The organism is Mucilaginibacter aureus (genome assembly GCF_053514885.1).
In genome coordinates, this window is the sequence record NZ_CP170601.1 from 650,309 (window position 1) to 662,362 (window position 12,054).

Here is a 12,054-nt window from a genome sequence, read left to right on the forward strand (position 1 = left end):
TCATAGATTTTATTATTTTTGTCAAAAAACCATTTACAATGAGCGAACTCATTAAAAAGCAATTGGCCGATGCCAAAGTAAGCATGGATAAGGCCATTGACCATACCGATGCCGAATTTTTAACCATCCGTGCGGGCAAAGCTTCGCCTGCTATGCTTGACAGCATTATGGTTGATTATTATGGCTCACCAACCCCATTATCGCAGGTTGCCAGCGTTAGCACGCCCGACCCACGTACCCTGACCATACAACCATGGGAAAAATCATTGCTATCGCCTATTGAGCGCGCTATTATGGAAGCCAACCTTGGGTTCAATCCGCAAAACGATGGCTTACTTATCCGGATAAACGTACCGCCGTTAACCGAAGAGCGCCGCCGCGACCTGGTTAAAAGGGTTAAGGCTGAAGCTGAGAACGGCAAGATCGCAGTCCGCAATATCCGTAAAGACACTAACGAAAAGATCAAAAAACTAAAATCAGACGGCGTATCAGACGATGAAATAAAAACCGGCGAAGGCGAGGTTCAAAAATTGACCGATGCCGCGATCGTCCGCATTGATAAACTGGCCGAGGTCAAAGAAAAAGACATCATGACGGTATAAAAGCCAACCAAATGTCAAATTAAAGGGAATGAGGGAATTAACTCATTCCCTTTTTTTATTTTTGGCTTACAACATATGAAAACACTCTTATCTTACTTAAAAAATTACAGAGGGGTCGTTGTCTTCGCCCTTTTTCTTGCCGCTATAAATCAGGGTTTTTCGCTGCTTGATCCTTTTTTCACCGGAAAACTGGTTGATCAGGCTATTGAAAAGCGCGACGTATTGACCCATGCCCAATATGTTTCGGTCATCCTCAAATGGGTAGGCCTGGCAATTGGTTCGGCTATGGTATCGCGTATCGCCAAAAACTTTCAGGATTACTATACCAGTATCATCGTGCAAAAAAGCGGCGCTAAAATGTATGCCGATGGTTTACAACATTCGCTTAAACTGCCTTACCAGGTTTTTGAGGACCAACGCAGCGGCGAAACATTGGGTATACTGCAAAAGGTACGCCTCGATTGCGAGAAATTTATCACCTCGTTCATCAGTGTATTGTTTGTTAGTATTATCGGCATGACCTTCGTTATCGTTTACTCGCTAAGCGTAAGCTACAAAGTGACCCTGGTATATTTTGCGGCAATACCGGTTATTACAATTGTTAGTGTGCTCCTAAGCCGGCGCATTAAAACCATTCAAAAAAGCATCGTTGCCGAAACAACCGCCTTAGCCGGATCAACAACCGAATCATTACGCAACATTGAGCTGGTGAAGAGCCTCGGTCTGGCCGACCAGGAAATTGACCGGCTAAATAAAACCACGTACAAAATATTAGGGCTGGAGCTACGCAAAGTAAAATTTGTACGCAGCATGAGCTTTGTACAGGGCACTACGGTCAATTTTGTGCGCAGTGTAATGATCGTTGTTCTGTTATTGCTCATTTTTGATAAAAGCATCTCACCTGGCCAATATTTCAGTTTCTTATTTTACTCTTTCTTTTTATTCAATCCTTTACAGGAATTGGGTAACGTGATCCTTTCATGGCGCGAGGCGCAGGTATCGTTGGGTAATTTCGAACGTATTTTAAATACTCCTATCGATGTTAAGCCTGAGAAACCGGTGCTCATCGAAAAAGTAAATAAGCTCACTTTTAGCGATGTAAGCTTCAAGCACTTAACCGCTACACGCAACGCACTAAACACCATTGGCTTTGAGGTAAATACCGGCGAAACTATTGCCTTTGTAGGCCCTTCGGGATCTGGTAAAACCACATTGGTTAAGCTTTTGGTAGGATTGTATCAGCCATTAGAAGGACAGGTATTGTACAACCATATCCCCGGAAACGCAATTGATCTGGACCAGCTGCGCGAAAAGATCGGCTTTGTAACCCAGGACACGCAGCTTTTCTCAGGCTCAATCCGCGAGAACCTGTTGTTCGTTCGCCCGGGCGCTACCGATGCCGAATGTTTGGATGTGCTGCAAAAAGCATCGTGCCAAACGCTGATGGCACGCGCCAGCAATGGTTTGGATACCGTAATAGGCGAAGGCGGCGTTAAAGTATCGGGCGGCGAAAAACAACGTTTGTCAATAGCCCGTGCCCTGCTGCGCAGACCAGATATTTTGGTGTTTGACGAAGCTACTTCATCGCTCGATTCGATAACCGAAGAAGAAATAACAGCGACCATCCGTGATGTATCGACACTTGACGACCACATCACCATATTGATAGCGCACCGTTTATCAACCATTATGCATGCCGACAGGATCTATGTTTTGGAAAAAGGCCATATCATTGAATCGGGCAAACATGTTGACCTGTTAGAGCAAAAAGGATTGTATTATGCCATGTGGCGTCAGCAGATCGGCGAGAAACATTCAACCGCCGATCTAAAAAATGTGTTACACAGCAACTAAATTGTTTTTTTGCTGTTTATAAGGTAATTAACAAATCTATTTAACCTTTAAACCTTATTCATTATGCATTTTATTTCCGAATTGATCAGCGGCATTTTCGGCCTTATCTTCTTTATTGCGTATGTCATCCTGTTTCTTTACGCCTTACTGGATATTTTTAAAAACCCCAATTTAAACCAAACAACCAAACTGCTTTGGGTACTAATCATCCTGGTGGCACCAATTTTGGGCTCGTTGATCTATATCTTTTGGGGCCGGAATCAGAGCTTTTTGTAGAAAGAACGATCGGAAGTTAAATTCCCAAAAAACTATGGTGTCATGAATAAAGCGGGCTTTCCACCACACCGTGGTTCGACAGGCCCACCATGATACCCGGCGCGCTTGTGTTTTAGTACGCTGCAAGATCATCTAAAAACATTTCTTTACTCGATCGGGGGAGGGGGCTGTCATCCTGAGCCTGTCGAAGGACGCGCAAGCCTGTACGCTATTGTTATTCCGAAGCTACCTCTTGTGGCTGGTGTATCTCTTCGAGTGTGAGTGGAACCAACTTCCTGGTTTTAAACCAGGTTGTGGTAACGATGATCATCGTCATGGTGCCGCCAAATAGTACCGATGGGATCGCGCCCATTAGTTTGGCCGCCACTCCCGACTCGACTTTCCCTATCTCATTTGATGAGCCGATGAACATAGAGTTTACTGCCGATACCCGCCCGCGCATTTTATCAGGTGTGAGCACTTGCATAATGGTCGAACGGATCAATACGCTGATGCTATCGAACGCACCCATTATAAAAAGAAAAACTAACGACCAGTAAAAGTTTTTTGATAGGCCGAAGCAAATGATCGAAAGGCCAAACCCAACCACGGCTATCAGCAGGTTACGCCACGGCTTGCCCATTGGCGAGAAACGGGTCATGGCCAGCATGGTCAACACGGCGCCGATCGAATCTATCGATGTCATCAACCCCAGCCCTTTAGAACCAACCTTTAAAACGTCTAAGGCAAAAATGGGTAGTGCTGCTACTACTCCGCCAAACAATACGGAGAAGAGATCGAGGCTGAGTGCCCACAGCATCATTTTTGTTTTAAATACAAAGCTTATTCCCTCTTTCAGGCTATCATATATGCTTTCTTTAGGCTCGTACTCGGCAGGGTGCCGGTTTAAAAAAGTGATCGCAAACAAGGCAATACTAACTAAAACCACTATCGCAACAAAGGTGGTGGTAACACCGGCATAGTATGTCAGCAAACCGCCTATCATTGGCCCTACTACGGCTGCGGTTTGATAAGCCGAGCTATTCCAGGTTGAAGAATTGGGATAAAGCTCACGCGGAATGATACGTGCCATTACCGAAAAAGCTGTCGGGCCGTAAAAGCCCCGCGCCAGTCCGATAAAAAATATCCCTATGTAGATTACTATTAGCACAACAGAGCTGCTGATGTACCGGCTGGCTTGTGGCAGGGTAACCAAAAGCATGACTACCGAACTAATCCACATTACTGTGAATATGCGCAGCAGTAAGCCTTTTTTCTCCGATTTATCGGCAACATAACCGCCATATAACGCAATGCCTATAGATGGGATAGCTTCAACAAGGCCGATTAAAGCTAATGCAAGTGGTTCGTGAGTTTGATGGTAAACATAATAGCCTACCAGGTAAGCCTGCATGGTATAGCCCAGGGTCAAAAAAAAGCGCATGGCCATATACCAGCGAAACTCAACAAAACGCAGCGCTGCGTAGGTGTCTTTTTTGATGATACTATCCGGTTCTCCGTCTTCCAAAGTGTGATGGTTTACTTGCAAAAGTACCTAATGCAATGTTTATTCCTTGTAAAAAACTTAAAAATTCAACCCATGCTGATCAACCAGGTACATCAGCGAGGCCATTGCCGCGGCTCCCAATTCCAATTCGCGCTTGTGTACGTTCTCAAAAACATCGTTTGGTGTATGGTGAATATCAAAGTAGCGCTGCGAATCGCCTTTAAAGCCAATTAGCACTGTAGCGGGCAGCTTAACGCGCAGTGGCTCTATATCGCTGCCGCCACCGCCATTGGTCAATTTATCGGCATCGTAAGGTTCTAAAAGATGTTTCCAGTTTTGATTCATGTCTTTTAAGGCCCCTGATCGCAAACCGGTAAAGCCAAAACCACGGGGTGTAAAACCGCCGCCGTCGGTTTCTATCGCGGCAATGTGCTCTTCTTTATTGGCTACAGCAAGTTCGGCATATTTATCGCCGCCACGGCCGCCGTTCTCTTCGTTCATAAAGAAAACCACACGGAGGCTGTTTTTAGGCTTGTAGTTCATCGCCTTTAAAATGCGTACCGCCTCCAAAGCCCCGGTTACACCGGTACCGTCATCGTGCGCACCTTCAGCCAGATCCCACGAGTCCAGGTGGCCTCCAACAATGATGAATTTATTTGGGTTTTCAGTACCGGTTAATTCACCAACCACGTTAAATGATGGCGCATCAGGCAACTGCTCGCAGCTCTGCTTAAAGTAAAATTTCACTTGCGGAAACTTTCTCATTTTCAGCATCGCACTCAGCTTATCAGCCGCCATGGTTGAGATAGCTGCCGCCGGTATTTTAACGCCGCCCTGCTCATACACGGTTGTGCCCGTATGCGGATAATTATCCAGGGCTTCAGTTAACGAACGTACAATCACCCCTACTGCACCAAATTTGGCGGCAGCCGCCGGACCGGCAAAGCGCTGATCACCGGCAGTGCCATAAGCCCTGCCCGTCTCAATAAAACGCGGATCGAACGGGCGGTTAAAGAAAACGATCTTCCCTTTGATCACGCTTTCGCCGAGGGTTTTTAACTCAGCCAGGCTGTGCACTTCTATTACATTGGCGGTTATTCCGTTTTTTGGTGTAGCTACCGACATACCCAGCGCTGCAATAGCAACCGGGATGCGTTTTTGCCCGTCGATGATAAAGCCTTGCTCCTTAGCTCCCCTAACCCAGTGCGGCACCATGCAGGGTTGTAAAAAAACCTTATCAAAGCCATAGCTTTCCATCAGCTTTTTGCTCCACTCAACCGCCTTTTGCGCATTGGTAGAGCCGCTTAAACGCTGCCCGATATTTTTACACAGGTAATGCAGGTTTTGGTAGCACTGGCCGTTAACCAGTCCTTCGTCATAAATTTTACGCAGCATCACCGAATCGGTATTTTGAGCTAAGGTTGCAGTTGAGAGTAAAAGAGAAGCAATGAGGGTCAGTTTTAGTTTCATACGGTCAGTTAAAAGGTTGTAATGTTTTAAAGTTAAAAAGTTTTTGCTACGCTTTTCAAACAAGGGGGGAAATTGTAAGAAATTTACGCCTGCTTTTTGCCTTTTATCGTTATGAGTGTTTTCATTTATACTCTTGAAGCGTCATTGCGAACGATAGTGAAGCAATCTTTACGTAAGCAATTCGATGTAGCAATTCGGACCTGTACAGCATAGAGATTGCTTCGTCCCTCGCAATGACGCGTCGTGAAAGACATAGGTATTCTTCGGCATTTTCAATTAGTGTAATTCGTTTTAATTCGTGATAATTAGTGTTCATCTCAAACCTAAATATACCAAAATCACTCTTTATATGCAAATAAAGTTCCCCCTTCAGGGGGTTAGGGGGCCTACGATATCTTATCCCAGCTCAACCCACCATTTGGCAGCACCGTTGGCTGGTTCAGTATCGCATTTTCGGGCAGGTGCAGTTGCGGGTCTTTTTCAAATATATCCTCCACACATCTGCGCGCCAGCATCAGCATTTGCTGATCGGTGGCCAGGTTGGCCAGTTTCAGGTCGAGCACACCGCTTTGCTGCGTACCCTCAATATTGCCGGGACCACGCAATTGCAGGTCAATCTCCGATATCTCGAACCCGTTATTGGTTTTCACCATCGTATCCAAACGTATCTTACCATCATGACTTAATTTATGGCTGCTCATTAGTATACAATAAGATTGCTCAGCCCCACGCCCAACCCTGCCGCGCAGCTGGTGCAATTGCGAGAGGCCGAACCGTTCAGAGTTTTCGATGATCATTACCGAGGCGTTAGGCACATTCACACCTACCTCTATCACTGTGGTAGCCACCATAATATGGGTTTCGCCGCGCACAAAGCGCTCCATTTCTACCTGCTTATCGGCAGCACTCATCTTACCATGCACAATACTAATGCGGTATTTCGGCAACGGAAACTCGGTCGACATCACCTCAATACCATCCTGCAGATTTTTCAGGTCGAGCTTTTCGCTTTCTTTGATCAGCGGGTAAACCACGTAGATCTGCCTGCCTTTATCCATTTCCTCACGCATCATACCAAACATGCGCAGGCGCTGGCTTTCAAAAAAATGCAGCGTTTCAATAGGCTTGCGCCCTTTGGGCAACTCATCAATTACCGATACATCCAGGTCGCCATAAAGTGTCATGGCCAGGGTACGGGGTATGGGCGTGGCGGTCATTACCAGTACATGCGGCGGCACGGTATTTTTGCGCCATAGCCTGGCCCGTTGCTCTACACCAAAGCGGTGCTGCTCGTCGATCACCACAAAGCCCAGGTTTTTAAAGATCACCTTATCTTCTATCAGCGCATGGGTGCCGATCAATATTTTCAGTTCGCCGTTCTCCAGTTTCTCGTGTATTACCCTGCGTTTTTTTGCCGAGGTTGAACCCGTCAGCAAAGCCACTTCCAAAAAACTGTCGTCTATCAAACTTTCTATCGAGGCATAGTGCTGCGTAGCTAAAATTTCGGTAGGCGCCATAATACAGGTCTGGAAACCGTTATCTATCGCCAGTAGCATGCTCATCAGCGCCACCACCGTTTTGCCACTGCCCACATCGCCCTGCAACAGGCGGTTCATTTGTATGCCGCGCTGGGTATCCTGTCGTATCTCTTTCAGTACCCGTTTTTGTGCGTTAGTAAGATCGAAGGGTAGTTTATTGTTATAAAAGTTATTAAAGTAATCGCCAACCTTGCCAAAAATATTGCCTTTAAACTTCAGGTTATGCTGTACTTTATTTTTCAGCATTTTAAACTGGATAAAGAACAGCTCTTCAAACTTCAGCCGGTTGGTGGCAGCGGCCAGAGTTGCGGCATCGGCCGGGAAATGAATATTAATATAGGCCTCGCGCCTGCTCATCAATTTAAATTGATTGATGATATGCTGCGGGATATTTTCGGTAATATCCTTACTGGTTTGCTCCAGTAAATTAGCCACCAGTTTCTGGATGCCCTTACTATCCAGCATATAAGCTTTGAGTTTTTCGGTAGAGCTATAGGCAGGCTGTAAAGTGAGATTGCCTTTTTCCTTCAGCGCATTGGGCGAGTACAGCTCCATCTCCGGGTGCGGCATTTGAGCCTTGTTGTTAAAAAAACCCGGCTTGCCAAAAACGATGTAGGCCTTCCCCACTTCGATCATTTTTTCCACCCACCTTACGCCCTGAAACCATACCAGCTCCAGCGTGCCGGTATCATCATAACTTTGCACCACTAAACGTTTGGTATGTTTTTCGCCCACAACCTCTTTGCTGCGCACACGTACAATCAGCTGCACGTGGGGCAACTCAGCATTAAGCTGGGCAACTTTGTAAAACCGCGTCCTGTCAATGTATTTGTATGGGTACAGTTTCAGCAGATCGGCAAAGGTACTTACCCCCAGCTCCTTTTGCAGCACGTCAGCACGCGATGCGCCAACGCCTTTTAAGTAAACTACCGGAGTGTGAAATATCTGCTGATTCAAACTAACTGTTATATTAATTAAACCGTCATTGCGAGCGATAGCGTGGCAATCCCCGACTTACAGAGCCGCTCTGTATATTTGGGATTGCTTCGTCCCTCGCAATGACGCGTGGAGAAATTGTATTTATAATGGTTACCAAGTTTGAGTGTTAAACGTTGTAGGCTTTATTCAATCATTCATACCTCCAATCATTCAATCATTATTATCAGGGCGTTGCCTTCGGCCGGGCTTTCCGCTCATACTCCTGCAGGCCTTAGCCACATGGCCGGTATCCGCTGCAATCCCTAACGCGGGCCGTCATGGTGAGCTTGTCGAACCATCGTGCGATTGGCCATCGTTCAAGTACTACTTCTACTCACTTCCGACTCAAGACTCCGGACTCCCGACTAAAAACTATCCCTTATACGCTGTTACCGATATCTCGATATTCACATTTCTAGGCAATACCGATACCTGTACCGTTTCGCGGGCCGGAAATTTATCCGACAGGTACGAACCGTAAACTGCGTTCACTTTGGCAAAATCATTCATATCCGATAAAAAGATGGTAGTTTTTACCACGTGGCTCAAATCCAGGCCGGCTTCGGCCAAAATAGCTTTGATGTTGCGCATTACCTGGTGCGTTTCGCTTTCAATATCGCCGGTTACCAGGTCGCCGGTTTCGGGGTTAATGGCTATCTGGCCCGATGCAAATAAAAAATCGCCTGCTATAATAGCCTGGTTGTACGGCCCTATCGGCGCCGGTGCTTTATCGGTTTTAATTACGCTTTTCATTAAATAAATTGATTTATAGTTTTAAGTAACGAAGCAATGCGGCAGTATACACCGGCTTCTATTTTTTAAGTATGTAGCTGTATATTAGCTTCCAGATAATGCCGGCCAAAAACATAACAATGGCAGTTACATTAATAATGTGCATCACCCTGAGGTTAAAGCTGGTTGGCCGGGTTGGATCTTTTTTCCTAAAGAAATACATAACTCAAATTTACATAAAATAAATATCCAATGCCAAAGCAAAGCGCCGGAATATTATTGTACCGCAAGAGCGATAGCAGAATTGAGTTTTTCCTGGTGCATCCCGGCGGCCCGTTCTTTAAAAATAAAGACGACGGCGCATGGAGCATCCCCAAAGGAGAATTTACCGACGATGAAGACGCTTTAACCGCCGCCAAACGTGAGTTTGAAGAGGAAACCGGCTTAGCCCTTAACGGTGATTTCATTCCGCTTACGCCGATCAAGCAAAAAGGCGGCAAAACGGTACAAGCCTGGGCCGTGGAAGGTAATATAGACGCCGCCAGCATCAAAAGCAATAACTTTGAAATAGAATGGCCGCCCAAATCAGGCAAAATGCAAACCTTCCCCGAGGTTGACCGTGCCGGGTGGTTTAGTTTTGATGAGGCTATTGTAAAAATCAATACGGCGCAGGCTGAATTAGTAGAACAGTTGTACGATATATTGAATAAGCAGTAAAAAACCAGACAATCCTTTTACCCCAAAGCTCGCGTTAGTGATCGCAGCGGATACCGGCCCTGTGGCTAATGCCTGTGCAGTATGAGCGTAGAGCACGGGCCGAAGGCAACGCCCAAATTAAGCTTGAAGCTCGAGCAAAGCATATACTTTTAGGCACAAGTTAGCCCACAACACAACCAGCCCTTAAACTTGCGCCAGTAAATGAATGTTTCTCACAAAGACACAAGTCGCAAAGTTTTCAAAACGTATTCTTAGCGTCTTTGCGCGAATTCAAACTTTATGTCCTCCCCAACCGCAACACCAACTTTACAAGCCATTAACATTCTCCCCAATAAAACCCGTATATTTGCTCCCCATATTATAACCACAATATCATCATGACTGCATCTGTGTTAGCGCAAAACCTCAGGGGATCTGAAATTATCAAGATTGCCGGCGAGGTTAATGAAATGAAACGACAAGGGCAAAACATCGCCAATTTAACCATCGGCGATTTTGATTCGAACATCTACCCTATCCCCGACGAACTGAAGCAAGGTATTATTGATGCTTATCACCAAAACCAAACCAATTATCCGCCTGCGGATGGCGTTTTAGCTTTGCGCGAATCGGTGTCGGATTTTTTAAAGGCTAACTACAAACTTGATTATAAGGCCAACCAGATCCTGATCTCGGGCGGCTCCCGTCCGCTCATCTATGCTACGTACCTGGCTCTGGTTGATCCGGGCGATAAAGTTGTTTTCCCGGCACCATCATGGAACAACAACCACTATTGCGATCTGCTCAAAGCTAATGGCGTTTCGGTTGATACCCAACCCGAAAATAACTTTATGCCAACTGCCGATGAGTTGCGTCCGCATGTAAAAGGCGCTACCTTGCTGGCACTTTGCTCGCCATTGAACCCAACCGGCACCATGTTTAGCAAACAAAATTTAGAAGAGATCTGCGACCTGGTTATCGAAGAAAACAAATCGCGTAAAGCAGGCGAAAAACCTTTATACCTGCTGTACGATCAGATCTATTCGCAACTCACCTTTGGCAGCTACCAGCATTTCGACCCGGTTACTTTACGCCCGGAGTTAAAAGATCTGGTTGTGTACATCGATGGTGCATCAAAATGCTTTGCCGCAACCGGCGTACGCGTGGGCTGGGGTTTTGGCCCTGCCGATATCATCAACAATATGAAAGCCATTGTCGGCCACATGGGCGCATGGTCGCCAAAAGCCGAGCAGGTTGCTATGGCTCAGTTTTTAAAAGACGATGCCGGTGTTACCACCTATTTAACCAAACTAAAAGGCAACGTACAAAAAAGCCTGCAAACCTTATACAATGGATTTAAAGAGCTAAAAGCCGAAGGTTTCGCCGTTGATGCGATAGAGCCGATGGGTGCAATATACCTCACCATCAAAATTGACTATACCGGTAAAACCACTCCGGATGGCGACCTGATCAAAGACTCGACAGATATGAACTTTTACCTGATCCGCGAAGCAGGCTGTGCCCTGGTACCCTTCTCGGCTTTTGGTACCGAAGAAAGTTTGAACTGGTTCCGTGTTTCGGTTGGTGCAACTACGCTGGCGGATATTGAATCGGTATTGCCGAGGATAAAGGCGGCGTTGAGCAAGTTGAAGTAAGTACTCAAAAGCGATGATCCTATTACAGGAAAATATATTAGGTGCGATGTTAATCGCTACTTTGTTATTAGGATCTATGGCAATAGGTATTATATGGATCACTGTCAGGCTATGTCTAAAGAGTTTTGACAGAAAGAAAGCAGTTGGCAATCTAACCATCAAGACTAAAATTACTTTAGTTCTTCTCAATTTGCTTTATTCGGTAGGTATAGTTGGCGGTGCCGGGATATTTGTTATTCTTTTACTAAGATCAGTAATCCAATAAGGCATCATGATAAGTCTGTCGGAATAGCAATCCAGAATTATAAATAAAACACAAAAAGCCCCGGCAAATGCCAGGGCTTCTTTATTAAAATTCTTTTTAAGCCCACCCCTTCAGGGGAGGGTTGGGAGGGGTTTAAAACGGCAGATCGTCGTCTTCACCCGGAGCAGCGCTCAGATTAACCGGAGCAGCATACTCTGGCGATGCAGCAGCTGCGCCACCGCTCAATACATTAACTTTCCACAATTGGAGCGAGTTAAAGTAAGTTTTTTTGCCTGTTTTATCAGTCCATGGGCGGCCTTTCAGGTTGAAGAATACTTCAACGTCATCACCGGTTTTTACATTATCCAGCAAAGCGCACCTGTCTTGTATCGCTTCAAACTTTAAATACTCAGGGTATTGTGGGTTTTCTATATATTCAAGTATTAATTCTCTCTTTTTTAACGACTCCGTAACCTGCGCGGTTGCCGAAACTTCGTGTACTTTGCCTTTTATTTCCATTGCT

The 12,054-nt window shown here is 45.7% G+C and carries 11 protein-coding genes; 5 read left to right on the forward strand and 6 right to left on the reverse strand.

The genetic code is table 11. The features are described from left to right. Positions 1-38 precede the first annotated feature (38 nt). From frr to ACFGVR_RS02855, 3 genes are all read left to right on the forward strand, one after another. Positions 39-602 (forward strand): ribosome recycling factor, encoded by a 564-nt coding sequence (frr, locus tag ACFGVR_RS02845; protein WP_448701001.1) that lies wholly within the window; start codon positions 39-41, stop codon positions 600-602. 75 nt (positions 603-677) lie between these two features. Continuing rightward, positions 678-2,456 carry an ABC transporter ATP-binding protein gene (locus ACFGVR_RS02850; RefSeq protein WP_448701002.1) on the forward strand — a complete coding sequence of 593 codons (1,779 nt, stop codon included), beginning with the start codon at positions 678-680 and terminating at the stop codon, positions 2,454-2,456. 63 nt (positions 2,457-2,519) lie between these two features. After that, the gene (locus ACFGVR_RS02855) at positions 2,520-2,732 is read left to right on the forward strand and encodes a PLDc N-terminal domain-containing protein (RefSeq protein WP_448701003.1); all 213 of its coding nucleotides are present in this window, start codon (positions 2,520-2,522) and stop codon (positions 2,730-2,732) included. Between the two features lie 214 nt (positions 2,733-2,946). Here the strand turns inward: ACFGVR_RS02855 and ACFGVR_RS02860 are convergent, their stop codons facing one another. The 5 genes from ACFGVR_RS02860 to ACFGVR_RS02880 all read right to left on the reverse strand — a co-directional run bounded on the left by ACFGVR_RS02860 (position 2,947) and on the right by ACFGVR_RS02880 (position 9,159). Continuing rightward, positions 2,947-4,239, reverse strand: a complete 1,293-nt coding sequence (locus ACFGVR_RS02860) for an MFS transporter (protein WP_448701004.1) — start codon at positions 4,237-4,239, stop codon at positions 2,947-2,949. A 57-nt stretch (positions 4,240-4,296) separates the two neighbouring features. Continuing rightward, positions 4,297-5,688, reverse strand: a complete 1,392-nt coding sequence (locus ACFGVR_RS02865; protein ID WP_448701005.1) for a M20/M25/M40 family metallo-hydrolase — start codon at positions 5,686-5,688, stop codon at positions 4,297-4,299. Positions 5,689-6,074: 386 nt separating this feature from the next. Continuing rightward, complete coding sequence (recG, locus tag ACFGVR_RS02870; protein ID WP_448701006.1) at positions 6,075-8,183, reverse strand: ATP-dependent DNA helicase RecG; 2,109 nt, start codon at positions 8,181-8,183, stop codon at positions 6,075-6,077. A gap of 393 nt (positions 8,184-8,576) precedes the next feature. Further along, on the reverse strand, positions 8,577-8,957 hold the full coding sequence (locus ACFGVR_RS02875) for a RidA family protein (RefSeq protein WP_448701007.1): 381 nt from the start codon (positions 8,955-8,957) through the stop codon (positions 8,577-8,579). A 58-nt stretch (positions 8,958-9,015) separates the two neighbouring features. Next, complete coding sequence (locus ACFGVR_RS02880; protein ID WP_448701008.1) at positions 9,016-9,159, reverse strand: DUF6728 family protein; 144 nt, start codon at positions 9,157-9,159, stop codon at positions 9,016-9,018. Between the two features lie 29 nt (positions 9,160-9,188). Between ACFGVR_RS02880 and ACFGVR_RS02885 the strand changes: the two genes are divergently transcribed. Next, on the forward strand, positions 9,189-9,653 hold the full coding sequence (locus ACFGVR_RS02885) for an NUDIX domain-containing protein (protein ID WP_448701009.1): 465 nt from the start codon (positions 9,189-9,191) through the stop codon (positions 9,651-9,653). A gap of 377 nt (positions 9,654-10,030) precedes the next feature. Beyond that, positions 10,031-11,287 carry a pyridoxal phosphate-dependent aminotransferase gene (locus ACFGVR_RS02890; protein ID WP_448701011.1) on the forward strand — a complete coding sequence of 419 codons (1,257 nt, stop codon included), beginning with the start codon at positions 10,031-10,033 and terminating at the stop codon, positions 11,285-11,287. A gap of 397 nt (positions 11,288-11,684) precedes the next feature. Here the strand turns inward: ACFGVR_RS02890 and ACFGVR_RS02895 are convergent, their stop codons facing one another. After that, positions 11,685-12,050, reverse strand: coding sequence for a DUF3127 domain-containing protein (locus ACFGVR_RS02895; protein ID WP_448701012.1), 366 nt, complete (start codon positions 12,048-12,050; stop codon positions 11,685-11,687). Positions 12,051-12,054 lie beyond the last annotated feature (4 nt).